Genomic DNA, 26077 nt, shown 5'->3' with positions numbered 1-26077 from the left:
TTTATGTCGTCTGCTTTCTTTTTTCCATAAAGGTATGAATCACGATATACAACAAGATCAGCCCTAAAGGAAGGAACGCCTCAACCATCAGGCTCGTATCAGCCTGGACGCCTGCTGCTTCCATGAGCAAAGGCGGCACATAGTAGACCATCGCCACGAAAACCAAGAAGAAGCTTTTCCACTTCCAAGAGAGCGCCGCAAGGGTCAGAGCGGATAAAACGAGGATGACCCCTTCCGCTGTCGGTCCAGCCGTCCATACAGCCGGTATCGAAAGCATTTGATCCATGAAAAACAATCCCATGAACAACAGCATGAACCCGCTGCTGATGACCGCATAGAAGGTGAACTCCTTTTTCTTCGTCGGACGCTTCGAGGATACGTAGCGGAAGGACAAAATAATGGCTCCTAAATAAAGCAGGGCGATGACAGGATAGCCGATCAGTTCGAGAAGCGAATACGACAGTTCCCCTTCCAGAGCATCTCCAAGCAGCAGGAAGGCGACGATACCGAGGATAAACCCCTGGATCCACCCGGCGATCTGTTTCTTATCCAAAGGCATCTCCCCCGCCAGTTCCTTTATATACGTTTCCGGAGACTTTCCAGTGATATGCTCCATGCTTTTTCCTTCTTGTTCAGCTTCAAGGAGATGATCCTCAAGCTCTTCTGTAATCTCCTCCACCTCGGCTTCATTCCTGCCACTCGTAAGCAGATACAGCCTTAGATGATCAACGAATTCCCGGCTCTCCTCTGATAAAATCATGTGTGCTCTTCCCCTTCCAGTAAGTTCTCAACGCCACCAGAAATGCTTTTCCACCGGACTTTGAAGGCTTCCAGTTCGTGCCGGCCTTCTTCGGTAATGGCGTAGTATTTCCGCTGCGGGCCGCCGGACGGATGCTTTTTCTTCGTCGTGGTGACCAACCCTTCTTTTTTCATTCGCAGAAGCAGCGGGTAAATGCTCCCCTCCTTGACCATGGAAAAGCCATAGCCGTTCAGTTTTTCGATCATTTCATAGCCGTAGGTCTCCCCTTTACCGATAATGGCGAGCAGACAGCCTTCAAGAATCCCTTTCAACATTTGGCTCGACGACATCCAGACGTTCCCCTCTCCATCATTCTTGCATTGCAAGGTAGTCAGGCAAAAAAATAAAAACGTTCTATGTTGTTATGCAAGTTAGTTTAAGCTTACAGGTTTAACCCATTTATTTCAAGGATATTTGTAAATATTTCCTATAAATACTTTTGAAGCCTTTACAGGTACTACTCTAATGATGGAAGGAGTTTCAGAAAGGACATGGGTAACGTGATTCTTCGATTGCTTAGTGTTGGAATAGCGGAGATACCTTTTATCTTGTATTATGACGACCTGCCTGAGGAAACGATAGCCTTAAACTATTATTTTTTAGGCTTTTGTGGTGTCTATATGTGCTCCGAAGCCTTTGATCCCTTTGGCAAAAGAACGCACTGGATCCACATCTTTCAGATCAGTGCGCTCATCATTCTGACGACCGGAATGCTCCGAAACTTCGATTTTATAACAAACACCATGTGGAGGGACGTATTTTTTATATTGTATGGTGCCTATATCGTATTTAAATTGATCGAGGTTATTATTTTAAGAAAAAAGCAGAAAGAAGATTATTCTTCGGAGTAAAAGCAGAACAGATGCGTCCTCTTCCTGTTCTGCTTTCAAACGTTCTCAATACTCTTCTATAATATTTTCCTTTTCGAAACTTTGATCATCCACTTTCAGCCCGGCATGAGGGATTTCGAGCTCATTTTTCAAGATATCCATTAACTCATCCACTCTTCTTTGATCGCCCTCTTCCGCGTCCCGATCGAGCCAGACGATGATGGACGGAGAAGCTTCCAGTTCACGAATCTCCGGAAGGTCTACTTCACCCTGAAATTTTCTCTGGATCCCTTCATCGTATGAAACCGTGACCATCCCAATAGGACTAAACCTCTGTTCTATATCGTCAATGATCATGTCATACAATTGATCTTCGTAATATCTGACCGCATAGTCGTCGACCATCCTGCCGCTGCTTCCATCTTCATAGACTAAGAAGCTCACGTCGTTATCATTATTCGTTACCTTGGCAGCGTACTCAAACCCAGCGAAGTTTCCCATGTTATCGTACAGCGTATCGAAGATTTCCATTTGACCGGAATACGTCTCTTCCAAGTAAGCGGCTGCTTTTTCCTTCACCTTTTCTTCTTTTGATGAATTTGGTGTCATATCGATGATAAAGATAACGATCAGGAGCCCGATACAAGCTGCAATAGAACCAATCGTGATTAGAATCCATTTCCCCGCTTTATTCATAAGTTTCCTCCTGCCCCTCCGGATTACTCATGCATAAATTTTACCATATTAAGGAATTTGATGTGCAGGAATTTGGAGTAAGACCTATTCCATAAAAAAGAACCCCTCTACCCATTACACAGAATATGACTCCATGTGCATTTATACCCAGCCAAACCATCTCGTTCCCTTGCACTTTTCGTAAGATACTATTAAAGTATATACTGGTTGAAATCCATTCAATATGGTAATGGATATAGATAGCGTCGCTTTTTAGCTTTGGGAATCAAACTTCTCATAAAGAAAGGGTTCAGATATATTATGAAAGATAATTTTTGGCATGAGCTGCCCCGGCCGTTTTTCATTCTAGCGCCGATGGAAGCCGTGACAGATGTTGTGTTCCGTCATGTGGTGACGGAAGCGGCACGACCTGATGTGTTTTTCACTGAGTTTACAAATACAGAAAGCTACTGCCATCCGAAAGGGAAGGACAGCGTGCGCGGACGCCTGACGTTCACAGAGGATGAACAGCCGATCGTCGCCCACATTTGGGGAGACAAACCTGAATACTTCCGCGAGATGAGTATCGGCATGGCGGAGATGGGCTACCGTGGGATTGATATCAACATGGGCTGCCCGGTTCAGAACGTAGCCGGAAATGGAAAAGGCTCCGGACTGATCCGCCGTCCGGAAGTGGCTGCTGAAGTCATTGATGCTGCGAAAGCCGGCGGACTGCCTGTCAGCGTGAAGACCCGTCTTGGCTACACGAACCTCGACGAATGGCGTCCATGGCTGAAGCACCTCTTGGAACAGGACATCGTCAACCTGTCCATCCACCTTCGTACGAAGAAGGAAATGAGTAACTACGATGCCCACTGGGAGCTGATTCCTGATATTATGGCGCTTCGCGATGAAGTGGCTCCGAACACGCTGATCACGATCAACGGAGACATCCCTGACCGTCAAAAGGGACTGGAGCTCGTTGAAAAATACGGCGTCGACGGCATCATGATCGGACGCGGTGTGTTCCACAATCCATTCTGCTTCGAAGTGGAGAAGAAGGAACACACAAGTGATGAACTGCTGGACCTTCTACGTTTGCAGCTGGATCTTCACGACAAGTATTCCGAAGAGCTGGAGCCGCGTCTTTTCAAACCGCTCCGCCGCTTCTTCAAAATTTATGTCCGCGGATTCCGTGGAGCCGGTGAGCTGAGAAATCAGCTGATGGGCACCCATTCTACGGATGAGGTACGTGCGCTTCTGGATGAGTTCGAGGAAAAAGGCGGCATAAAGGAAGAAGAAGGATTCACGATTTCTTAATCAGACGAAAGAGGAGAACCTTATCGGTTCTCCTCTTTTATTATTTGGGTTATTCAACTAATGCCTCCAATCCTTGAAGACTTAGTCGTGAGATATCCCACCTTTTGCTATCCTTCATTTTTATAACGTTCCTCATTGAAGAAGTTTGATATGATTAACATCAATATTCCTATTACAATCATTGGGATGGATGCAGACCTTAACAAACTTGGAGTACCTTCAATTCCTATAATTTCACTAAATGCAAATCCCGCAGCAAACATCCATAACCCTAAATAAGCCAGCCATTTTCCCGTTGTGGTTTTCCCCTTTGAAAACATCTGCATTCCCCTCTCTCAGCTATTGTGGTTTCACTTCATTTTTCAAAGTGATTTGATGAATGAATCAATATGATGTAAATGTATCATACCAAATATGCAGTTTTATGGAAAAATAACCCATATTAATTGTATGCTTATTCTTCCCGCCACCGAGTCTTGCACAACCCGGGCCTATATTCAGATAAAAAAAGCGATTATATTTTGAATAATCGCCCCGTTTTTATAAAACTCCATTACAAGATACATTTATAAACGACAACAAACATCCCCCACTTAGTTTTACACAAAAAGGAAAAGGATACTGGTATGTAAAAGGAGGTAAATGAGTGGAAGTATTAGCTGTTGTTTTAGTTATGATTGGTATAATAGCTGTCCGAGTGATCAGCTTTTTTTATCCAGACTGGAAAGCTGTTAAAGGGGAGTACTTGTCAGAACGTAAACATCTTGGATACAGTGTGTTAGGCATTGGTCTATTACTTGTAATGTTTATACTGAGTCAATTCATTTTAAGAATATAGGACAATGGCTTTAATTGAACAAACGTCCTTGTTACAGGGAGAATAAAATTCGCGATACTTCCATCGCTGCGGTACTCCATTCTATAGGATAGATACGAGCACATCGACTAACAATGGTGCCAAAAGTAAAAGTCCGGCAATGCCGACTACAATTATAACCGGCGTTGTGGATGGACTAGGTTCATTTAATTTATCAAGCTTTTCATTCATTTTCTTCATTTCATGTAAGATTTCTTTTTCATTCTCTTCAGACATAGGATCACCCGTCAGCTTAAGACTTAAATTATAGGTGAATATTGGATAAATAGTTCTTAACTTTCTATTTTATAACTTTATACATGATGACATGGGGACCAATTGGATGGTAATCAAAAACTCCTCCAAAAGGCTTAAAGCCCAGCCTTTCATAATATTTTTGGACAGAAGTTCTTCCTTTACACCAAAGAAAGTCAACTTTACGTTCTCTCAAATCCCTCTCGGCGAAATTCACTACCTCCCTCCCCGCTCCCATACCTCTAAACTCTTCCACAGTAGCCATAGCCCTTAATCTATATTGGTGAGAGCTTCGAAATTCAGGATGGGATTCAAGATAAAAAGAAGCCACACTTATCAAACCTTTATCATTAAACGCCCCGATATGGAAAGCATCATCGTCATGATCTGTATGATATTGACATGCCTCAAACGGTTGATGAGGTCTAAGTATTTTGTGTCGGAGATGATAAGTTTGTTCTGCTTTTATCCTTTGTACTTTCAACTTGATCTCCCCCGTTAACAGTTGAGTTATACATTCTGGCTTTGGTAAAAGAGACGTTTTCCTTTGCTACAGTAAATCCAACGTAACAGGAAGGTTTGGTTTCAAGATGTTCAATACTTATTCCTTGTTCAGAAATAATTTATATAAATGATAAGTTGTGCCCAAAATCGCTAAAACAATGGTAAGGATTAGTAAAGCCGTGTTATCTACAGATATACCGTTATCATTTACTAACACAAAAGTCACTAACCCCCAAAGAACAAGTAAACTTATAAATCTATTGGCAAACTCAGACTTTAGCAACTTCTTCTACCTCCCCATATGTAGAGAATGAGCAACTTATAAACCAATTCCAATTATTTCAAATAATTATTTTCAACTCAAGTCTATACGAAATACATCTAAAAAGAATATCTGGAATCAGGCTCTTCAAATAACCTGACCTTTAAAGAATCGATTGCTCATATTTAAAAATCGCTTCTTTTAGGGTCAGTTTCAAGACATTATATTTTGGCTTTTAAAAACGGAGGATGTTTGGTAAAGACAAATGAAACGAATAGTCCAACAGCAGAAAAAATAGCTGAGTTGATACCTTCAAACCCACTCAGAGTAAAGGTTTTATAAATAGACCAAGCTGTAATTACACTTATAATAAAGGCAGGTATATAATGTTTGATATGTTTATCATTTTTAACTTTTACCGATAAATATAAGAGTTGGAAAAGAAGAAGCGTTAAGAGTACCACCTTAATGTTCATTTTCTTTCCCCCACTCAATAGGATAACCTTCAATGTTTTGTTTGTTGGCTATAGAAATATTGAACAGTTTATGTCGGCTTCCAGTATTCATAACGTTCCAACACCTCCATTTTAGAAGTACGATAGTTATCCTCGTTCACCTATATTGAAACTTCTCATATTACTCATACGATACTTCTCCAATTTAGTTTCAAAATACCCAATATAAGGAAGTTGAGTCTTCAAGATTAGCAAAAAACCAGTGGTGTTAGAACATTAGACACTTACCAATATTGAACCCCCATCAGCATCGACGGCTTGTAAGCATTCGATGCTGATGGGGGTTCAAAGGTCAATTTCATTAGTTAAAGATGCAAAACATTTAACATATGATTCTAATATCCATAATTCTAAAATTGAGCTCGCTAAAATCTACTCCAGTGTTAGTTTTTCTGTTTGCTGTGGACAGCCCCATTTAATTTCTACTTGTATAGGTTCACCTGATTCAGGCGTGCAGCCTGAACATTGAGAAGAGATCGTCACTGTTCTTTTATCCAATGCTGCCCATGTTTGAACAGTTTCTCCCTCATTGATCGTAATTTTCAAGTCTTTCAATTCTTCCTCTTTATCGTAATGGAACGTAAATTCTCCATATTCTGTATCAGGTCCGTTATCTGCCGAGTATTCTCCCTCCCAGCTGCTGGATTCACCTGACAACCTAATGGTTTGGTTTGTACACCCAGCCATGACAAACGTCACGATAAACAAATAGAAAAATAATTTCTTCAAGTTTTGTACCTCCATTACTTTTACCGTCATTTATTATTGGTGATGACTCAACGCATCTGACAGATAAGCTCTGTGCTGAAATCTCTCCCAAAACCGTTTAAAAGAATCTTCATCCATCATACAAGTGAAGTCACCCTGATAAGTCTTCCTCGTATAGAACGTTTCCCTCTTGATCGAGTGCCCTCACGGGTGAGGTGGTATTCGGGGCATAAAAAACCCTCCCCATCCCCGTGTCATGCAGATGGATTTGTATAAAGCCATCATCCGTTTCCACTTCAACGGAATCGATCTCCCTGCTGTTGACCATTCCATATAGAACATTGAAGGGATCCTCCTCATCCAGCACGCGCCAACTGCTGTGCCTTGCGTACAATTCGTTCTCCGAGGCAGAAAAACCTGTGGAGCTCCTTAAGTCCCAGCCATGCCACTTCTTAACAAGGGCACTGACCTTGATATTTACTCCTTCCTGATCAGTAAGATACAAAACCATTTTCGCATCTCCAAAGTCTGTCACATCCACAACTTCCGTCACTTCCATAGACGAACTGTGTCCAGTTTCAATCACGTCTTCCACAGATTGATGCTGACAACCCGTAAGCAGAATAAAAATAAAAGCTGAACATAGGCCGTGTTTCAAACGTTGTTACCTCCCTGCTTCTTATGTATGAAAACTCCTTAAACCGTATCATCAAGATTCATAGGCGTGAAGGGGTAACTAAGAAAGGTGGGTTCGGACCATCGTATAAGCATTATTTTTACATTGGGAATTTATTGAAACAAAAGAGGTGATTATCCGTATACGTAGTAAGGAGGGTGAAGGATGTTCATTACAGGTGTAGTTTTGATTCCGATTTTCGTCTATTTTCTCGTCATTTTGTTTACCTTTGCGTGGGGAAAAGCAGGAAGAACCGAACAGGGAAAGAAAGTCCTCAACAAGTCGATGGCCACCGCCGCTCCTATTCTGCCGATTGGCTGGCTGCTTCTCGAGAGTTATCACTCCATCATCCAGAGCCTCACCCTGTCTACATACCGCGACACGATGTGGGTGTTGATCATGCTGACGTTCATCGTCGTTGGAGCAAGCCTTTTACGTAGGAAAAAGTCCGCTGTTCCTGCGTAATGAGAAGAATATCTACATGTGGAAGCATTCGCTGAGCCGGATGCTTTTTATTTTTCAGCTTCCTACGAAAAAATCAGATCCCCATGTCAAAATAGATTCAAATTGTTGAGAAATTCCTAAAAGACATGCAGGTCATAAACGATCACCGGCACTTACGTCATGTACATCCTGTTCCCCCATATACATAAGATAAAGTCATTATATAAGTGAAGGGAGACAACGATGTATCCAAATCCTTATGCTTTTTACAGAACCGGGACTGATTCTCAGCTATTAAAGGATATCGAGGAAGCCGTCAATGCCGAATATAGTGCTGTAGCCTGCTATAAGAAAATGGCAAAAATGGCATCTGATCCGGAAGAGAGAAAAAGGATTCTCGAGATACGCAGAGATGAAATGAGGCACCTTGCGGAATTTACAGCCATTTATGCCCGCCTGACAGGAAAGCAGCCGTCGTACCAAATGACCGAAGAATGCCCCGATGAATACAGGGAAGCGGTCGACTATGCCTTCAAGGATGAACAGGGCGCCGTAGATTTTTACCTGGACATCGCCGATAACGCGCAGGATCCCATGACAAAAGACCGATTCCGGAGAGCCGCCGCTGATGAACAAAATCATGCCGTTTGGTTTTTATCCTTTATAAAACATACAGATGCCCGCCCCGCTCATAGACAACTAGAGGACTATGGAGCGAGAGGCGCCTTGAACGCATCGTCCTTAACTTTTCCGCAAATGCTCACCTACGCTATTCAGGATGAGTATCTCGCCCAGGCGAGGTATGATGATGTTCTCGCTAATTTCGGGAATGTACGGACATTTGCTCGGATTAAAGAAGCCGAACTGCGGCACATCAATGCACTCCAACCTCTTTTCCAACGGTATCAGGTGCCTGTGCCGGCGGATGTGTCCGCCTCCTATGTTACAACTCCGGAAAATTTGAAGGCGGCTTATGCTGCGGGAGTGCAGGGGGAAATCGACAACATAGCGATGTATGACAGGTTTCTGAGTTTGACGATCCCCCAGGATGCCCGCCTTGTCTTCACCCAGCTGCGCAATGCGTCTGTGAATCACCTGGCTGCATTTGAACGAGGGCTGGCCAGAGAGTGAGACTCTACTAAAATTCAAAAAGGGAGAAAAGGACCTGTCCTCTTCTCCCTTTTATCATGGATATGGTTATTCTCATAAAAGAAGAGGTGGAGAAAATTCTCCACCTCTTCATTCAAAACATCCCCGGATTAATCATCTCCGGAATATAGAACGCGACACTCGGAATAAACGCGACGACGAGCAGGACAATGACGACGACCGTAATATACGGAACGACAGCCTTAAACGACCGTTCAATCGGCAGTTTTCCGATTTTCGCTGCCAACAGCAGACACAGCCCATACGGTGGCGTCACCAGGCCGACGGCGAGCGTCATGATCGTTATGATCCCTAGCAGGACAGGGCTGATATCAAACGTCAGCGCCACTGGAAGCACAACAGGAATGAACAGGATCATGGCTGGTATCGCATCCATGAACGTACCGACGAACAGGAAGAAAGCGATGATGATCAGCAGGAAGACCCACTTGCTGTCGATGTTATTGGCAAAGAACTGCTCGGCCCACATGGACAACTGGTAGTAGCTCATCAATTCTCCGAGGGCGTTGGCAGCCGCCAGAGCGAACAGGGACAAGGAACTCAATGTGAGCGTATCGACCAGGATTTTCGGGAAATCCTTCAGCTTCAACGTCTTATAATAGAACATCCCGACGATGACTGTATAGATGGAGGCGAATGCAGCCGCTTCGGTCGCTGTGAAAACCCCTGTGATGATGCCGCCAATCAAGATGACCGGCGTCATCAGTGCAGGAATAGCGTCGAGAAACTGCTTCATGAAGTTGGACATCGATGCTTTCTGATACGTCGGATACCCGCGTTTCAGCGCCAGTATGTAGACGATGACCATCATGCTGATCCCGATGAGCACGCCTGGGATGATCCCGACAAGGAACAACGCTCCGACCGACACGTTCGTCAGCCCGGCATAAATGATCATCGGAATACTTGGCGGGATGATGACTCCGATCGTTGAGGAGGCAGCGGTCACACCGACTGCGGTGCCTGTGTCATACCCCTGCTTTTTCATATTCGGAATCAAAATTTTTCCGACACCCGCGGTATCCGCCTGGGACGCTCCGGATACACCGGCGAACAGCATCGATACTAGAATATTGGCGTGGGCAAGCCCTCCGCGGATGTGACCGACCATCGACAGTGAAAAGTCGATGAGCTTCTGCGAGATCTGGCCGCTGTTCATCAAGTTCGCGGCGAGAATGAACAATGGTACCGCCAGCAGCACGAAGGAATCGAGTCCGTTCAACATTTTGACAGGGACGGTGACTTCAGGAATGTAAGGCACGTTGATGATCCCGGTCATGGCGACGATTCCGATGACAAAGGCGATCGGAATGCCGATAATCATCAACAGGACGAACAATAAGACTAAGATAGGACCAATCATTCTGCCACCTCCTCTGTGTTGAAGTTTTTAACATTGCGAATGATATGGGCGAGGGTGTAGATGGCCATCGTACCACCCATGATCGGAACGGAAATCCAGACGTAGCCCATTTTCACCTGTGGCAGGGAGACCCAGTTGTAGTTCCAGAAATTCTGGCACGCTTCGATGCCGTAATAGAAAATGGCGATACTGAATACGAGAAGAATGAGATCATTAAGCAGGTAAAGACTGTTTTTCCCCTTTCCTTTCAGCTTCTTCAACAGGAAGTCGAATTGGAAATGCTCTCTTCTGTTCAACATGACAGCTGCTCCCATAAAGACGGACCAAATGAATGAATACGTGGCGACTTCTTCTGTCCAGACAGCGGAAACCCCCATGAACCGGGTGGCCACCTGGATGATGATGGTGACGAAAAAGGTGATCAGAAACAGGACGCCGACGGTCAGCTGAATTCTTTCTAACCATTTAATCAATATCAGAACCTCCTTGGTTCAAAGAAGATAAAAGGAAAGGGCACAGCGACCGTGCCCGGGCTTCCCTTCTTTACTTTATTTCTCTGATTTTCTCTAAAAGATCGGTCACGCCGATTTCTTCGGCACGTGTATCCTGGATCGGTTCAGCAATCTCCATGAACGGCTCACGGTCGATTTCGTTCACTTCTGCTCCGTCATCGATCGCCTGCTGTTTGTATGCTTCTTCCTGCTCATTCACCTCAGCACGTTCTTTTTCTACAGACGCCTCAGCAGCATCCATGATCGCCTGCTTCTGCTCGTCACTGTAGTTCTCGAACTTCTTGCCGTTGATCAAAAGAAAGCGTGTCGTATAGTCGTGGCCGGTTTCTGTGATGTATTTGCCGTTATCTGTTTTGTGATGGTTCTGCTGCACGAAGTATGGGTAGGAGTTTTCTGCTGCATCGACAACCCCCTGCTGGAGACCTTGATACAATTCACCCCAGGCGACAGATGTCGGAACAGCACCGGTTTCTTCCCAGTAGTTCGCGACGGCACCGGACGTCTGTGTGCGGTATTTCATCCCTTCCAGATCAGCCATGGATTCGAGCGGTTTTTTGCCGTAGTAGTGACGGACACCCGCGGACCAGTAGCCGAGCAGTTTGAAGTCGTTGTTGGATTTCTCATTGATCGTCTCGGCCATCGTTTCACCGACTTCCCCGTCCACGACACTTTCCCAGTGGTCATAGTTTTCGAAGACGTAAGGAAGGGCGAAAAGATCGATTTCCTCGATGCCCGTCTTGGACATGAAGCCTGGAGATACGAGCACAACATCTGCTGCACCGAGCTTCAATTTTTCAACAAGTTCCGATTCACTCGTTCCAAGAGTTCCGGCGTGAACTTCCACTTCGATGTTGGCGTCCGCGCTTTCAGCCGTTTCCTTAAAGGCTTCCATTCCCACTTGATACGGGTTCTCCGGAGACGTCTGGTTGTGGGCGGCGACGATTTTCAGCTTGTCTCCGTCACCCGTCTCTCCGCTCGCTTCCTCCTCGCCACCACTGCATCCCGCTAAAACGAATACCCCGGCGAACAACATGAACAACAATAGAGATAAGGTCTTTTTCACTTTTTACGTCCTCCTTTATATTTGAATCCGCTTACACATGAAGCGCCAATTGCTCGTAAAACTGTTGGGCACGATCCACATACATTTCCGCTTTTTCCTGGAGTGCCTGATAATCGCTGTCGGTCTTCAGTGCAGAAGCTTTCACAAGCTGGCTTCCGATGCCGACGATTCCGGCTCCATTGGCGAAGTACTCTTCCATATTCTCGAGATGGATGCCGCCGGTCGCCATGATGGACACTTGCGGGAGCGGGCCGAGCACATTTTTGATATAGGAAGGACCGACTGTGCCCGCGGGGAAAATTTTCACCATTCCGGCTCCTGCTTCCAGCGCGGTCTGGATTTCCGTTGGTGTCAAAACGCCTGGAATACACGGCAGACCATATCGGTGGACGAGCTCGATGGTTTTCACATTCAGTGTTGGAGCAACGACAAAGGCCGCACCGGCTGCAATCATTTCTCTCGCTGTCTCCGGATCAAGCACCGTTCCTGCTCCAACGAGCAGCTTCCCTTCAAAAGCATCGGCCGTTTTACGGATAAGCTTCGCCGCACCCTTCGTTTCTGCGGTGATTTCAATCGCCTGGATACCGCCGTTGACGAGAGCTTCAGCAATCTTCAGGATATTCGTTTCATCTGCCTGGCGGATGACCGGGATGATCCGGGCCTGCTTCAAACGTTCTGCTGTATTCATTGGCTTTCCCTCCTATTCCAAATTCGCGTGGCGTGCCGTCATTTGTTCGTTGGAATCTTCCTGATCCGATACCGCCTGAATGATCACGGCATCCAGCAACAGATGCACCGATTGATCGAACTGGTTGCCGAGCGGCTGAATGGTTGCCGGTTCTTCCGGAAGCCGTTTCTTCGTAGCTGCCGGGATGACAAGCGTCGAGTCACTGAGCTCAGCGATGGGGGACGTTGGATTGGTTGTCACGGCGGCAATGGCTGCCCCTGCTTCCTTCGCTTTTTCGGCAAAGGATTTCAAGGACCCGGTCGTTCCAGATCCGGAAATGACGACAAGCAGGTCATCTGCTTCGATGTTCGGTGTAATCGTCTCTCCGGTAACGTAGACGGTATAGCCGGCGTGCATGAGACGCATCGCGAAGGCTTTGCCCATCAAGCCGGACCGCCCTTCGCCGGAAACGAAAATCCGCTTCGCTTTCTGCAGCTGATCCGCCAGATTTCCGGCCTGGGATTCATCTACATTGGCCAGCACTTCCTGGATTTCACCGCTGACTGTACTGATGGTGGTTTTCATAGTCATTCATGGCTCCTTTCAGGGACTCCGCCGCTTTTTTCGTGTTGGCTTGTTTCGTAATCGCACTTCCGACAATAATCGTATCCGGTCCTTCCTTCAAAATCCCGGGAAGGGAATTGGCGTTAATCCCGCCGGCGACCGCGACTTCCAAATCCGGGTGTTCCTTTACGAGCGAAAACAGATCCTCTTTTTTCATATCATCGGTCTGCTGCATGTCTTTACCGAAATGGAGGCTGACTAAATCGACACCCAGTCCGGTCAGCTCCTTAATGCGTCCCGGGTCGGTGACGCCAAGCAGATCAATCATGATTCTGCCTCCTGTTTCTTCCGCTACCTTCAGCGTATCGACGATCGTCTGATCGGCGGAAAACGCCATGACTGTCGTAATATCAGCACCGGCGCGGAACGCCTGGGCAGCTTCATGTTTTCCTGCATCACACGTTTTCATATCTGCGACGAGCGTTTTATCCGGGTATCTGTCTTTGATCTCACAAACGACCGCCATCCCGTATTCCTTGATGACCCCTGTTCCAACTTCGATCCAGTCAATAGTTGAAGCGGTTTCATCAAGAATGTGGAAGCATTCTTCCCTAGTCAGGCGGTCGAGGGCCAGCTGCAGGTTCATCTTCTCACCTCACCTTTCCACTAATTCCCGTTCCCCTAATTGAACAAGGACATCTTCCAGTTCCGGTAGGCCTTCATTATCTCCGTACACACTGACGACCATCGATCCAATCGTGTTGGCGAACTGCAACGTCCGCTTCAACGACCAGCCGTGCAGGACGCCGTAAATGAAGCCGGCATCAAACCCGTCTCCTGCACCAACCGTATCGACGACCTTTTTCGGAGGGACCGCGGCCAGCCGCAGTGATTCTCCGTCCATCGAAGCGAACGCTCCTTCACTCCCCTGCTTGATCGCAACCGTTGAAATGCCGTAGCGCTGGCACGCGGCAACGATCTCTTCCTCACGCTCCACACCAAGCAGCAGTTCCGCTTCCTCTACGCCCGTCAGCATAATATCGACGTAAGGCAGCAGCTGCGTCAGCGCTTTTCTCGCTTCCTCACGGCTCCACAGTTTGAGACGGATATTCGGATCGAAGGAAATGAGAGCACCGTGATCTTTGGCGACGGTCATCGCCCGTTTCAACAGCGGTATGTTTTTCTCCGGCTCAATGGCCGCAAACACCCCTGTAATATGTAACACCTTCGTCCTGCGGAGGGCTTCAATGTCGAGCGTCTGCTCAGTCAGTGTCTTCGTCGGGGAGTTCTGCCTGTAATAAAACGTACTCCCACTGCCATCCTCCTTGATTTCCTTAAAGTTCAAGGACGTTGGATAGCCGTCCATCAGCTTGACCGCAGAAATATCGATGCCTTCCCCACGGGCCGTGTTGCGGATGTAGCGGCCGAACTCGTCATTTCCGAGGCGGCTGATCCACCCCGTTTTCAAACCAAGGCGGGCACAGCCGATGGCAACATTGAATTCCGCCCCTCCTGCTTTTCGTTCGAATGTATGCACATGCCGCAGCGGGCCGTTCTTTGTTGGATCGAAGGTGATCATCGCATCCCCGATCGTCATCACGTCGTTCATGTCCATTCCTCCTCCCTGTAGACTCATTAGACGGAATCCCGGACCATCAGCTTCGGCTCGAAGCGGTAGAACGGACTCATCTGTTTATCCTTCTTCTCGATCTTATCCAGCAGAAGCTCTGCGCCCATGCGTCCCATTTTGAACGTCGGCTGGGCGACCGTTGTAATCGACGGCGTATAGAAGCTTGCGAACGATACGTCATCGATGCCGATGATGGCGAGATCCTCCGGCACGCGTAGACCTTTGTGCTTCACATATTTCAATACTTCGATCAGCACGAGATCGTTTCCGGCAAGAATCGCTTTCGGCGGCTGTTCCGTCTGCAGGAGCTTCTCCAATGCCTCCTGCATCTCATCCTGATCGGCGCTGACGATGTATTCCTCCTCCACGGACAGACCGTTTTTTCGGAGGGCGCTTCTATACCCTTCAATCCGCTCCATCCTCGGCGTGACATGATTGAAAATCGATGTCGTCACCATGCTGATCCGCTCGTATCCCTTCTCAGCGAAGTGGTCGACCGCAAGCTCTGCCGCTCTTTCGTTATCCAGCATAACGGCGGTCACCGGCATCTCCTCCACCTTCCTGTCCAAAAAGACGACCGGATAGGACGCGTCCAGCATCTGCTGGTACAAGTCGCGGTTATCTCCGGTAGGGAAAATGATGAGCCCGTCCACCTGCTTGGCCCGGAGCATTTCAATGTAGTGCTTCTCCTTCACCGGATCATCATCCGCATTACAGATGATCGTATGAAAATCTGCGCCGTGACAGGCGTCTTCAATCGCCCTCGTCACTTCTGTCGTGAAGTTGTGCAGGATGTTCGCCACGATCACGCCGATCGTCTTCGTCGACTTCTGCTTCAGGCTCCGTGCCACGAAGTTCGGCTGATAGCCAAGCTCCTCAATGGCCTCCTGGATGCGGTTCTTCGTTTTTTCTCCCATGTAGTCATAGCGTTTATTCAAATACTGCGAAACGGTACTTTTAGATACTTCTGCTTGTTTCGCAACGTCTGCGATGGTTATCTTTTTCATTGGAATCTCCACATTTCTGTTTTACTAAATCGGTTTAGTAAAACGATTTAGTTGTATTATAGGTTTTGTGTAAGCGTTTTACAAGGGGTTTGTGGATATTTATCTAAATTTATTGAAAATTATAGCGTCTAAAAAAATACATAAAATCATTCCGACACATACAATTTCAGGATAAAGTTAATTAGTAAAGGTGACTTTGTAGGAATTGCATATTTACTACCACTACCTTTTTATCTATTATATGAGTTAAGACTTGTTAAACATTTATAATGCTCTCTCCAAGACCCCACTTAAAAAGGTATTTCAATTCACATATTGTAAAACACTCTCTGCTTTACACACTCTCCTGCCAATAATAAAGTTGCTTTCTCTACTACACTTTACATTTTTTCTCAACGACCATCTATATAACTATTCATGGAATTATTTAAAGATAATCCCTCTTTAGACTTTTCATTGTGTGTTTTTTTCAATTTTATTTCTCCATATAGAAATACGGACTCTCAGAAAGGGGGTAACTTTGTTTTAAATGAAGTTTTTTAGATTAAAGAGTTAAAATTGTTCCTCATCCTTCATATAGTCAATAAATAAAAGGAGATGATTTTTAATGAAAACATTTTTCTTTTTTTTATTACTTATTCCTTTATTAATCAGTTGTGGCAGTAATGAAGAGGAAGCTTCCTCTTATAGAAACAAGGATGATACCTCTTCTAATTCATCACAAGAAACATCTGTAGCTATATCTCAAAAAGATTTTGATAACAAACTTACTCAAGAATTCAAATCCAGACAAGATGAAGTAGCAGCTAAAGCTGCTGAGTGGAATGATCGAAAAAAAGATATAGAAGCTCAAGAGGCTGCTGTTCAAGATGAAGTTGATTCAGAACTTGGTGTTGTTAAATATAGTATAGATATACTTTCCACTTTTGAGCACTTTGATGCTACTGTAAATGACCTCTATGAGCTTATATTAATGGCAGGTGAAGATAGTAGTGTAATGTCTAATCCAACATGGCACGAAACTATTCTTACTACAGCTGAAGAAGTCCAAGTAATGATTGATGATTTTTTTACAATAGAATCTGTTCCTACTAAGTATAGTGAATCGCACGAGCAACTAACTAATTCAATGGATATGTATAACCAAGGCATAACCATGCTTAAAGAGGCGGTCGAATATCAAAATTTAGAAGCGCTTGTTCAATCAGGGTTAGTTCTTGGTGAGGGAACAATACTTATGGATGAAGCCAACCAAGACTATCCTAATTAGTAGGTAAGTAGAGAGGAAATAGTATTAGCACGTATCTGACACATCTATAACTCCACTGTTCCATAATGTCGATAAAATTACCATTTAAATATGGCTTAACAATTTTAAAGTGTTAAGCCATATTTATTCTTTTTACTCCAGTTCAAAATGATTAACTAGGAAGCCACACATTATCGTATCCATTTTGAATAGAGTAGTCATACAGGTGGACCATTTTCTCCTCTTTATAACTCAATAGTTCTGGTTCATGAGTAATTAATAGTGTATCCTCTATCAGAGTTATCGCAATTTATTACTCATCAAATAGCTTCTTTTTAAGGTATGTTATTCTAACAGTAAAAGATTTGGATGGATATGAATAGTCACTATGCTACGATAATCGTAGATCAAGTTGGAAAGGACGTTCTTCAATGAAAAAAACCGTTAAAGTCGTGGCTGCTGTTATTGAAAATGAAGAAAATGAAATACTTTGCGCCCTTCGCTCACCAGAAATGTCGATTCCAAACATGTGGGAGTTCCCTGGTGGAAAAGTAGAAGAAGGCGAAGACCTACAAGAAGCATTGGAGCGTGAAATTCAAGAAGAGTTATCCTGTGAAATCCAAGCTCAGGATGTAATTAAAGATCACACACACGAGTATGACTCCTTTATCATCCAATTGATTGCTTTACGAGCTAAACTGATTGAAGGCAATCCTACAGCTCAAGAGCACTCCAAGCTCCTATGGCTACATAGAGAGAATTTACCTTCGTTAAAGTGGGCTCCTGCCGACATACCGGCTGTTGAACTATTGATGAATAATAAGTAATAAGAAATCCCCTTCTGTATGAAGGGGATTTCTTATTACTCATGAAGATAATCATAAATTTTTTGATTCACTTGATGTTCAAGTTTCATATTCATGCGAACTACAGGAATTTCCTTATCCCCATTATTCATTGTGGTTTGTTCCACCGTGTTTTGGTCCGGGATCGCTTGCCCAAGGTAATAAAAATCACTACCTTCCCCGTTATCCTTCTTCACAAAAATGTGAAGATCATTCTCTCTTTGCTCCGCTTCAACGATTTGGACGACTTCATTGGATTGTAAGGTCCGTTTACTTCTGGAATACCACGTGAGAACTTCAGGATTTAAGAATTCATCCTCATAGTTCACACTAGACTCCACTTCTTCAGGCTTATGATAAGTCACAAAGATCGGACATGTTCCATACTTAGGCTTGTATCCATAGACCGTTGAGCTTTCATCATTCTCCCAATTTAGAAGCTTACACGCATCCTTACGAGAGTATTTTTCAAAAAGAGTAAAGGGTTGTGCTGGAGAATAGCCTCTACTCTTCGTCATGGCAACATTCACAATATCCTGAACAAAGGCACGGAAAATGGGTTTTACATCCAAGGATGTTGAAATCTCTTCTTCCCAAATAATTTGATCCCCATCAAAGGTAACAATAGCCTTGTTTCCATATTTCTTTTGATCGGTAATCTTGAAGAATTCCAGACTAAACAAACGCTCCACAGAGTGTAGCGTTTGTTCATCCACTCGTCCCCCGCACTCTAATACTTTGTCTTTGTACTCTGAATAGGAGATAGACGAGTGATCTAATAGCAAACGCAACAATAAGGGCTCGTTGATTCTTTTTCCATTTAACACTTCCTGAGAGAGCATGGTTAGGATTTGTCTTTCCCTATGGGTTAGGTGGCCAACTTCCTCTTTAACTCCCTCCAAAAACTCTACATAGTTCCCTTTTTTCACTAAAACGAGAGGATCAATAGAGTGGTGCTTCTGAAAGTCTACTAGCATTGGCATACGACCGATCCTATTCTTCAGTTCTTTATAAGCATCACGCAACACCTTCATTTGCGTTAAGTTAGCTGTTCGAATGGACTCGTAAATTCTCTCTTTAGCTACTTCTTCAAAATTGATTGTGGATTTTCCTTGAATATAACTCGTATCGATGACTCTTCTTCGGATATTATCTTTGTTTTGCGAATGATCCCCAGACAAGGCAATGGGAATCAGGTAGTTGTTTTCGTAGTTCCCAATAAAATCGATGACAGTAACAAAGTCTTTTGTATCATGCTTCCTAAGGCCTCGTCCAAGTTGTTGAATGAATACAATACTGGACTGTGTTTGTCTTAACATAACAACTTGATTGATGCAGGGAATGTCGATCCCTTCATTGAAAATATCTACTGTTAAAATGTAGTCCAAGGCACCGTTTTCTAGCTTTTGAACCGCTGCTTGCCTTGTTTCTTGAGAGTGATCGCCTGTGAGAAAGTTGGTGTTATAGCCACGCTGGTTCATAAGAAGTGAAAGCTGTTCAGCCTCTTTCTTCGTACTACAGAAAATCAATCCAGCTACCCGGTCACCTGAATAGCCATAGTATTCTACCTTCTCCAAAACATGATCAACCCGCTCATCTGCTGTTAGGTAGGTAAACATCTCATTTTCTGTAAACCCATGGCCCTCAATAGAAAGATCAGTTACCCCAAAATAGTGAAAGTGTGTTAGCATATCAGCTTCTAGCGCTTCCTGGAGGCGAATTTCATAAGCCACGTTATAATCAAACAGCTCAAAAAGGTTGAAACCATCCGTACGCTCAGGAGTAGCCGTCATACCAAGCAGAAATTGGGGCTTAAAGTAGTCGATCAGTTTCAAGTAAGACTGCGCACCCGCTTTATGAACCTCATCAATTAGTATGTAATCAAATTCTTCTTGATCAAAAGATCGCATGACATTGGATTTTGATATCGTTTGGACTGTCGCAAATGAATAACGAGCATCTGTTTCGCGCTTAGTACCTGAAAGGATTCCAAAGTCTTTATCCTCACCGCCCAGTACTTTCTGAAAGTCACTTTTCGCTTTATGTAGAATTTGTTCTCTATGCACAATGAACAACATCCGTTTGGGTCGTGCTCTACGGACATCAAAAGCGGATAAATACGTCTTCCCTGTACCCGTGGCAGATACGATCAGAGCCTTTTCTTCATTCTCAGCTCTTACCTGCTGAATGCCTTCCAATGCAGCCATCTGCATTTGGTTAGGCTGAATGGATAGAGAATAGCCTAGCTTATTCTGCTCATATGGCGCTGCTTTTTCAGCAACCTTGAAGAACTGAGGAGGCTGATAACTTTCTTCATACGCCATGATCCAAGCCATTGAAAGATGATCCGCTTGATCCCACATGACTTGGAATTGGTCATTAAAGTGATGAATAATCTCCCCATTTTCATGAGAGGTTAACTTAATGTTCCATTCATAATTAACTTTAAGAGCATTGGTTGTGAGATTGGAGCTTCCTACAATAAGAGAGACATGAGTGTCATGTTGGAAGATGTATCCCTTTGAATGGAAACCTTCCACATCAGCAATTCGCACTTCCACATTGTCGAGCTTTAGTAACTCTTTAAACACCTTAGGTTTATTAAACATTTGATACGTAGAGGTTAGTATTTTGCCTCTCACACCTTTTGATTTCAGATCCAATAAGTGTGATTTCAGAGTCGCTAATCCACTTTCCGTAATAAAAGCTACAGAAAACATAAACGAGCGACAATTTTTAAGTTCATCCACTAATGACGTAAGAACGTCCTTACGTTGCTGTTGATTATTCACTAACAGTTCGGGCCGAAAACGAGTCGAAGTTGAGAATTCACGGTCAATGAATCCCTTATGAAAGGAATTCTGTAACTGCTCAATAATGGATTCCATCATAACCCTCCATCCTATTAATCTACTTTTATATCTATCTTTAAAAACTAGGTATGTACCACACCTGGATATATATAACATTAAAGTAGATAAGCAATAGAATAAAGAAAAAGAACGAGGTCTCCCTCATCCTTTTTAACTAGCTTTGTATTAACTCTGGCACCTTCCCCGTAAACTTCCCATGCTCCTTCTCAAAATGAAGATCGACTTTCCCAACAGGACCATTCCGCTGCTTTCCAATGATCAACTCGATTTTATTATTGTTCTGGTGCCACTTGTAGTAATCTTCCCTGTATAGAAAAGCAATCACATCTGCATCCTGTTCGATGTTTCCTGATTCACGAAGATCAGATAAAAGCGGGCGCTTGTCCTGACGCTGCTCCACATTACGGGATAGCTGAGACAATAGAATAATCGGAATATCCAGTTCAAGAGCAAGCAGCACTCTCGGTCCAATTTACTCTCTATTTGAGACAGTCGCTGCTCTCCACGATCCGTCAATGGTAGTTCTTTTAACTCTTGGAGAGATTCTTTCTTAAGTTGGTACACCTCTTCCTTACTGTGAGACTCCTGAAAAGCTCGCATCAGATTTAAGCGATCTTGGCGGTCGTTGTTTTCTTCTTTACCCAATTCTTTTCCGACTGTGGGTTCAATAAAGTTCATGAGTTCCTTCTTAAAAGCATCTTTAAATCCTTCATGAGAATATTCCTCATCGGCTCTTTCCTCTATACCAAATGGCCAGTTATCCTTCTCAACCTTGCTTCGGTACATACCTCGAAGCTTTTCTGAAGGTAACATCTTCACTCCTTGTTTCTCTTCTTCCATTTCATGTTTTTGTCCTTTAACACTCATTATTTTCTCTCTTTCCTTTTCTTGGCCCAATGATTCTTCAATGGTTGTAATAAATTCTTTAGCTGCTGACTGAACCTCTTGTAATAAGCATTCATGGTCTTTAAATTAATGATCTTTGGTCTATTGAGTAGCCACTGATATCAATATTGAAATAAGAGGCCACAGTATATGCTGTCATTTCCGTCCGTCTGAAATTCTTTCTCGGATTTGGTGTAGTCGTTGTTGTCTGATAAACATCAAACACACTCCCCGTAGAATAAAAAAGACAGCCATCCCGTTTATCGAGTTGACCGTCTTTGATTTGCTAATTCATTAGTTTTAATTTGTGCATTGATCTAACTTACTGCATCATTACTTATGATACGGCTCATTGCGATTAATCTTAAACGCCCGGTACACCTGCTCCACCAGCATCAACCGCATCAATTGGTGCGGGAACGTCATATTTGAAAATGACAGTCCGAAGTCACTTCTCTCCAGCACCTCATCACTCAAGCCCAGGGATCCTCCGATCACGAATGCGACTTTGCTCTTTCCGTAAGTCGCAAGCTCGTTCATCTTTTTGGCCAGTTTCTCAGACGTCAGCTGCTTCCCTTCAATTTCAAGTGTGATGACATAGGTGTCCTGGGAGATCTTGCTCAGGATACGCTCGCCTTCCTTCTGTTTCACTTCAAGCATCTGCGCTTCACTTAGGTTTTCCGGAGCTTTTTCGTCGGGCACTTCGACGACTTCGACCTTGGCGTAGGGTCCAAGGCGCTTTACGTATTCCGCGATCCCCTGCTTCAAGTATTTCTCTTTCAGTTTCCCTACCGTGACAATGGTTAATTTCATGGTGGTTCCTCCCGTACGTTCTGTTTCCTCTAGTTTACCATGACGATTCCAAGAACAGAAAAACACCACAGGATACCTGTGGTGTTCGTTCAAGCTGTAGAGAGTGTTTACTCCCTTTTAAGTTAAGGTCACGAGCAGCGTTCGGTGGTGACGCCTGCGGGAACAGCACGGACCGAAGATCCACTTGGGCAGATGGTTTTTCTGCCCGAGTTAGCTGAGGTCGTGCCCGCGGCAAGCAGCCACCGATAAGCGGAACGTGACCATCACCATGACAAATCTTTCTCTCTCTTTATAGAATGCCAATCGTATTCAACAGAATGACGACCGCAACAGAGATGACCGGGATCAGAAGCGCGACGACGAAGATGTCGCGGTAGCTGTCCTTGTGGGTCATGCCGGTGATCGCAAACAGCGTGAGTACCGCTCCGTTGTGCGGCAGTACGTCGAGGCCGCCGGAGGACAGGGAAGCGACGCGGTGGAACGCTTCGGCGCTGATGCCGGTGTCCTGAGCGATCTGATAATACTTGGAGCCGAGGGCTTCAAGGGCGATGCCGAGGCCGCCGGAGGCGGAACCTGTGGCACCGGCGAGGACGTTGACGGCGACCGCTTCGGAGATGAGCGGGTTGCCTTTGATGCCGACGAGGATCTGCGTGAGCTTCTCAAAGCCGGGCACTTCGCGGACGACGGTCCCGAAGCCGACGGCGGCACTGGTATTGATGATGGCGATGACCGATCCGCTCGCCCCTTTGTTGATGGATGTGACGAACTTTTTGAATAAGGTGATGTTCAACAGCATAATTAAAAGAATTCCTGCGATTAATGCGGTGACAACGTCCCATTGCAGCAAGTTGAGTGTCAGTAACACGGTCAGCAACGGCAGAATCGACAGGATGAAGTGCGGCTCGCGCTCCACGTCACCGAGTGAACTTTTATCTTCCGGTTCGACGAAGATGTCGCCTCTGTCGCGCAGTTGTTTCTCTCTAAAGCGCAGGTACAAATAGCCTCCGACCGCCATGATGATGGCGGCGACGATCCCCATGACCGGGGCCGCGGATGCGGTTGTACCGAAGTATTCCATTGGAATGAGGTTTTGGATCTGCGGTGTACCAGGCAGGGCCGTCATCGTGAAGGTGAAGGCGCCGAGCCCGACGGTCGCTGGTATGAGCTTCCGGCTGATGTTGGCTTCCCGGAACAGTGATAAGGCGAGCGGATAGACCGCGAAGACGACGACGAACAAGCTCACCCCGCCGTACGTTAAGACGGCGGCGGAGACGAGTACGCCGAGAATGGCGCGCTTGGTGCCGATCACTTTTGTGAATGCGACGGCGACCGAGCGGGCCATGCCGGTGTCCTCCATCAGTTTTCCGAAGATCGCCCCGAGCATGAAGACCGGGAACCATGATTTCGCAAAGGCGACAAAGCCGCCCATGTACGTATCTTTATATGCATCGAGCAGGTCGAGACCGCCGGTGACGGCGACGACGCCGGCAGCGATCGGTGCGACCCAGATGATCGACCAGCCGAGGTAGGCGAGCGCCATCAGGACGATGAGGCCGAGTAATATCCCGAACATTGGTGTTTCCCCCTAAATGATTTTTACGTTAAGATTTTAGACGGTTTCGACGACCATGGCAATCCCCTGTCCGCCTCCGATGCAGAGTGAAGCGACTCCATAGCGTCCGCCGCGGCGCTTCAGTTCCTTGATCATCGTATACAACACGCGGGTCCCGCTGGCGCCGACCGGGTGGCCGAGCGCGATGGCGCCGCCGTTGACGTTCACTTTTTCACGGTCGAGGCCGAGCTCTTTTTCCACCGCCAGATACTGCGCGGCAAAGGCTTCGTTCACTTCGATAAGATCCATATCCTCAAGGGAGAGCTCCGCTTTTTCAAGCGCCTGACGGATCGCCGGCGCAGGACCGATGCCCATGTAGTGCGGATCCACACCGGCCACGGACCAGGAAACGATTCTTGCCACAGGGCTTAAGCTGTGTTCCTGAACGTAGTTTTCGCTGGCCAGAACGACCGCTCCTGCACCGTCATTGATGCCGCTCGCGTTTCCGCCTGTGACACTGCCGTCTTTTTTGAAGGCGGGCTTCAGCTTGGCCAGTTTTTCTGAATTCGTGTCTTCCCGTATGTGCTCGTCCTGATCGACGACGGTCATGCCTTTGCGTCCCTTCACTTCCACCGGAGCGATTTCCTCAGCAAACCGGCCGGAGCGGCGGGCTTCGGCGGCACGCTGGTGACTGCGGGTCGCATATTCATCCTGGGCTTCGCGCGAGATTTCATAACGCTCGGCCAGATTCTCCCCTGTCATGCCCATGCCGGCACCGATGTACTCATCGGTAAGCGCAGACCAGAGCATATCATCGACCTTCGGTGTGCCGAGCTTCGTACCAAAACGGCTGCCGCGCAGGGCGTACGGAGCGAGACTCATGCTGTCGACACCGCCGGCAAGCGCGGTTTCCCCTTCGCCAAGCAGGATTGACTGTGCTGCGGAAACAACGGACTGCATGCCCGAACCGCAGAGGCGGTTGACGGCAAGGGCCGGGCTTTCCATCGGGATGCCTGTTTTCAGCGCGATGTGGCGCGCCATGTACGGTGCATTTTGAGATGAATGAATAACGTTGCCGATGACGGAAAAGTCGATGCTGCCGGCATCGATGCCGCTCCGCTTCAGCGCTTCTTTTCCTGCAGTGATGCCGAGGTCTGTCGGCTCCACGTCCTTGAGGGCGCCGCCGAACGTGCCGAACGGCGTGCGCGCTCCTTCTACGATATATACGGATTTCATTGAAATACCCCTTTCGGTTACTGAGTCGTATAGCCGCCGTCGATGACAGCCGCCTGACCGGTAATGCCTTTCGCTTTGTCACTGGCTAAAAACAGCGCGTAGTCGGCGATTTCCTGAACTTTTAGAAGACGCTTCTGCGGCACGAGCGGGTAGATGACTTCCTCGAGTGCCTTATCGAGCGAGACGCCGCGGTTGTTGGCGAGATCCTCAAGCTGGTTGCGGACGAGCGGTGTATCGACATAGCCTGGGCAGATGGCGTTGACGGTGATGCCGTCCTCCGCGCCTTCCAGAGCGGTCACTTTTGTGAGACCGATGACGCCGTGCTTGGCGCTGTTGTAGGCGGACTTGCCTGCGAATCCAATCAGGCCGTTGATGGAGGCCATGTTGAGGATGCGGCCGAAGCCCTGCTTTTTCATAATCGGGAATACATGCTTTGTCGCCATGAACGGCGCAACGAGCATGATCTTCGTAATCAGCTCGAACTTCTCTGTCGGAAACTCCTCGATGGACGAAACGTGCTGGAGGCCGGCGTTGTTGACGAGCACGTCGAGACGACCGTACTTGTCCACGGTTGCATCAATGGCGTCCTGGATATCCTTTTCCTTCGTCACATCGCAGACGAGACCAGTAACGTCATATCCTTCTGAAGATAGCTGCTTTTCGGCTTCCTTCACTTTTTCCTCGTTTATATCGCTCAGGGCGACCTTGGCGCCGTTCTTCGCGAATTCGGTGCCGATTTCATAGCCGATGCCGCTGGCCGCGCCTGTAATGAAGACGACTTTATTTTCTACCATCCGGTGTTCC

27 protein-coding genes and 1 pseudogene are annotated in these 26077 nt (G+C 46.1%); 6 read left to right on the top strand and 22 right to left on the bottom strand.

The window, feature by feature from the left end; translation table 11 throughout:
* Position 1: 1 nt before the first annotated feature.
* From ACXAJH_RS07870 to ACXAJH_RS07860, 3 genes are all read right to left on the bottom strand, one after another.
* Positions 2 to 760 (bottom strand): HAAS domain-containing protein, encoded by a 759-nt coding sequence (locus ACXAJH_RS07870; protein ID WP_474993560.1) that lies wholly within the window; start codon positions 758 to 760, stop codon positions 2 to 4.
* Positions 757 to 1089 carry a PadR family transcriptional regulator gene (locus ACXAJH_RS07865; RefSeq protein ID WP_474993558.1) on the bottom strand — a complete coding sequence of 111 codons (333 nt, stop codon included), beginning with the start codon at positions 1087 to 1089 and terminating at the stop codon, positions 757 to 759. Before ACXAJH_RS07865 ends, ACXAJH_RS07870 begins: the two co-directional genes overlap by 4 nt.
* Before the next feature lie 606 nt (positions 1090 to 1695).
* The gene (locus tag ACXAJH_RS07860; RefSeq protein ID WP_474993556.1) at positions 1696 to 2325 is read right to left on the bottom strand and encodes a hypothetical protein; all 630 of its coding nucleotides are present in this window, start codon (positions 2323 to 2325) and stop codon (positions 1696 to 1698) included.
* A gap of 300 nt (positions 2326 to 2625) precedes the next feature.
* Between ACXAJH_RS07860 and ACXAJH_RS07855 the strand changes: the two genes are divergently transcribed.
* Positions 2626 to 3624 carry a tRNA dihydrouridine synthase gene (locus tag ACXAJH_RS07855; protein ID WP_474970066.1) on the top strand — a complete coding sequence of 333 codons (999 nt, stop codon included), beginning with the start codon at positions 2626 to 2628 and terminating at the stop codon, positions 3622 to 3624.
* Between the two features lie 107 nt (positions 3625 to 3731).
* Here the strand turns inward: ACXAJH_RS07855 and ACXAJH_RS07850 are convergent, their stop codons facing one another.
* Positions 3732 to 3944 carry a hypothetical protein gene (locus ACXAJH_RS07850; RefSeq protein WP_474970067.1) on the bottom strand — a complete coding sequence of 71 codons (213 nt, stop codon included), beginning with the start codon at positions 3942 to 3944 and terminating at the stop codon, positions 3732 to 3734.
* Positions 3945 to 4270: 326 nt separating this feature from the next.
* Here ACXAJH_RS07850 and ACXAJH_RS07845 point away from each other — a divergent pair, with 326 nt between their 5' ends.
* A complete protein-coding gene (locus ACXAJH_RS07845) occupies positions 4271 to 4462 on the top strand; it encodes a hypothetical protein (RefSeq protein WP_027955965.1) in 192 nt (63 codons plus the stop codon).
* A gap of 319 nt (positions 4463 to 4781) precedes the next feature.
* Here the strand turns inward: ACXAJH_RS07845 and ACXAJH_RS07840 are convergent, their stop codons facing one another.
* The 4 genes from ACXAJH_RS07840 to ACXAJH_RS07825 form a co-directional block, all read right to left on the bottom strand.
* Positions 4782 to 5219, bottom strand: coding sequence for a GNAT family N-acetyltransferase (locus ACXAJH_RS07840; protein WP_474993553.1), 438 nt, complete (start codon positions 5217 to 5219; stop codon positions 4782 to 4784).
* A 503-nt stretch (positions 5220 to 5722) separates the two neighbouring features.
* On the bottom strand, positions 5723 to 5977 hold the full coding sequence (locus ACXAJH_RS07835) for a hypothetical protein (RefSeq protein WP_474970071.1): 255 nt from the start codon (positions 5975 to 5977) through the stop codon (positions 5723 to 5725).
* A gap of 411 nt (positions 5978 to 6388) precedes the next feature.
* Positions 6389 to 6745: a hypothetical protein gene (locus ACXAJH_RS07830; protein WP_474993551.1), complete on the bottom strand. Its 357-nt coding sequence runs from the start codon at positions 6743 to 6745 to the stop codon at positions 6389 to 6391.
* Positions 6746 to 6875: 130 nt separating this feature from the next.
* A complete protein-coding gene (locus ACXAJH_RS07825; protein ID WP_474993549.1) occupies positions 6876 to 7382 on the bottom strand; it encodes a hypothetical protein in 507 nt (168 codons plus the stop codon).
* A 183-nt stretch (positions 7383 to 7565) separates the two neighbouring features.
* Between ACXAJH_RS07825 and ACXAJH_RS07820 the strand changes: the two genes are divergently transcribed.
* Together ACXAJH_RS07820 and ACXAJH_RS07815 are read left to right on the top strand one after the other, a co-directional pair.
* Positions 7566 to 7865: a hypothetical protein gene (locus tag ACXAJH_RS07820; RefSeq protein ID WP_474993547.1), complete on the top strand. Its 300-nt coding sequence runs from the start codon at positions 7566 to 7568 to the stop codon at positions 7863 to 7865.
* A gap of 222 nt (positions 7866 to 8087) precedes the next feature.
* Positions 8088 to 8975, top strand: a complete 888-nt coding sequence (locus tag ACXAJH_RS07815) for a ferritin family protein (protein WP_474993545.1) — start codon at positions 8088 to 8090, stop codon at positions 8973 to 8975.
* A 112-nt stretch (positions 8976 to 9087) separates the two neighbouring features.
* Here ACXAJH_RS07815 and ACXAJH_RS07810 read toward each other — a convergent pair whose 3' ends face one another.
* The 8 genes from ACXAJH_RS07810 to ACXAJH_RS07775 form a co-directional block, all read right to left on the bottom strand.
* On the bottom strand, positions 9088 to 10377 hold the full coding sequence (locus tag ACXAJH_RS07810) for a TRAP transporter large permease (protein WP_474970686.1): 1290 nt from the start codon (positions 10375 to 10377) through the stop codon (positions 9088 to 9090).
* Positions 10374 to 10850, bottom strand: coding sequence for a TRAP transporter small permease (locus ACXAJH_RS07805; protein WP_474970078.1), 477 nt, complete (start codon positions 10848 to 10850; stop codon positions 10374 to 10376). The genes ACXAJH_RS07810 and ACXAJH_RS07805 overlap by 4 nt, the downstream gene beginning before the upstream one ends.
* Positions 10851 to 10920: 70 nt before the next feature.
* On the bottom strand, positions 10921 to 11952 hold the full coding sequence (locus ACXAJH_RS07800; RefSeq protein ID WP_474970079.1) for a TRAP transporter substrate-binding protein: 1032 nt from the start codon (positions 11950 to 11952) through the stop codon (positions 10921 to 10923).
* Between the two features lie 31 nt (positions 11953 to 11983).
* Positions 11984 to 12640, bottom strand: a complete 657-nt coding sequence (locus ACXAJH_RS07795) for a bifunctional 4-hydroxy-2-oxoglutarate aldolase/2-dehydro-3-deoxy-phosphogluconate aldolase (RefSeq protein ID WP_474993543.1) — start codon at positions 12638 to 12640, stop codon at positions 11984 to 11986.
* A 12-nt stretch (positions 12641 to 12652) separates the two neighbouring features.
* The gene (hxlB, locus tag ACXAJH_RS07790) at positions 12653 to 13210 is read right to left on the bottom strand and encodes a 6-phospho-3-hexuloisomerase (RefSeq protein ID WP_474993542.1); all 558 of its coding nucleotides are present in this window, start codon (positions 13208 to 13210) and stop codon (positions 12653 to 12655) included.
* Complete coding sequence (gene hxlA / locus ACXAJH_RS07785) at positions 13173 to 13829, bottom strand: 3-hexulose-6-phosphate synthase (protein WP_474993541.1); 657 nt, start codon at positions 13827 to 13829, stop codon at positions 13173 to 13175. The genes hxlB and hxlA overlap by 38 nt, the downstream gene beginning before the upstream one ends.
* 9 nt (positions 13830 to 13838) lie before the next feature.
* Positions 13839 to 14792: a sugar kinase gene (locus ACXAJH_RS07780; protein ID WP_474993539.1), complete on the bottom strand. Its 954-nt coding sequence runs from the start codon at positions 14790 to 14792 to the stop codon at positions 13839 to 13841.
* 26 nt (positions 14793 to 14818) lie between these two features.
* The gene (locus tag ACXAJH_RS07775; RefSeq protein ID WP_474993538.1) at positions 14819 to 15820 is read right to left on the bottom strand and encodes a LacI family DNA-binding transcriptional regulator; all 1002 of its coding nucleotides are present in this window, start codon (positions 15818 to 15820) and stop codon (positions 14819 to 14821) included.
* 607 nt (positions 15821 to 16427) lie between these two features.
* Here ACXAJH_RS07775 and ACXAJH_RS07770 point away from each other — a divergent pair.
* Together ACXAJH_RS07770 and ACXAJH_RS07765 are read left to right on the top strand one after the other, a co-directional pair.
* Complete coding sequence (locus ACXAJH_RS07770; RefSeq protein WP_474993536.1) at positions 16428 to 17090, top strand: hypothetical protein; 663 nt, start codon at positions 16428 to 16430, stop codon at positions 17088 to 17090.
* Between the two features lie 410 nt (positions 17091 to 17500).
* Positions 17501 to 17896, top strand: a complete 396-nt coding sequence (locus tag ACXAJH_RS07765) for a (deoxy)nucleoside triphosphate pyrophosphohydrolase (protein ID WP_474993535.1) — start codon at positions 17501 to 17503, stop codon at positions 17894 to 17896.
* Between the two features lie 35 nt (positions 17897 to 17931).
* On the opposite strand, the gene ACXAJH_RS07760 is transcribed toward ACXAJH_RS07765, so the two are convergent.
* The 6 genes and pseudogenes from ACXAJH_RS07760 to ACXAJH_RS07735 all read right to left on the bottom strand — a co-directional run bounded on the left by ACXAJH_RS07760 (position 17932) and on the right by ACXAJH_RS07735 (position 26067).
* A complete protein-coding gene (locus tag ACXAJH_RS07760) occupies positions 17932 to 20802 on the bottom strand; it encodes a DEAD/DEAH box helicase (protein WP_474993533.1) in 2871 nt (956 codons plus the stop codon).
* A gap of 139 nt (positions 20803 to 20941) precedes the next feature.
* Positions 20942 to 21241: pseudogene (locus ACXAJH_RS07755) on the bottom strand (DnaB-like helicase C-terminal domain-containing protein); the annotation flags it as partial.
* Positions 21242 to 22005: 764 nt separating this feature from the next.
* Positions 22006 to 22485: a 23S rRNA (pseudouridine(1915)-N(3))-methyltransferase RlmH gene (gene rlmH, locus ACXAJH_RS07750; protein ID WP_474993531.1), complete on the bottom strand. Its 480-nt coding sequence runs from the start codon at positions 22483 to 22485 to the stop codon at positions 22006 to 22008.
* A 289-nt stretch (positions 22486 to 22774) separates the two neighbouring features.
* Positions 22775 to 24058 (bottom strand): GntP family permease, encoded by a 1284-nt coding sequence (locus ACXAJH_RS07745; protein ID WP_160837508.1) that lies wholly within the window; start codon positions 24056 to 24058, stop codon positions 22775 to 22777.
* Between the two features lie 36 nt (positions 24059 to 24094).
* Positions 24095 to 25273, bottom strand: coding sequence for a thiolase family protein (locus ACXAJH_RS07740; protein ID WP_474993529.1), 1179 nt, complete (start codon positions 25271 to 25273; stop codon positions 24095 to 24097).
* 17 nt (positions 25274 to 25290) lie between these two features.
* Positions 25291 to 26067, bottom strand: coding sequence for a 3-hydroxybutyrate dehydrogenase (locus tag ACXAJH_RS07735; protein ID WP_027955935.1), 777 nt, complete (start codon positions 26065 to 26067; stop codon positions 25291 to 25293).
* Positions 26068 to 26077 lie beyond the last annotated feature (10 nt).

The organism is Halobacillus sp. ABD4_316, from assembly GCF_056161385.1.
The sequence above is the reverse complement of the archived record's forward strand: the minus strand, read 5'-3'. Positions and strand labels throughout refer to the sequence as shown.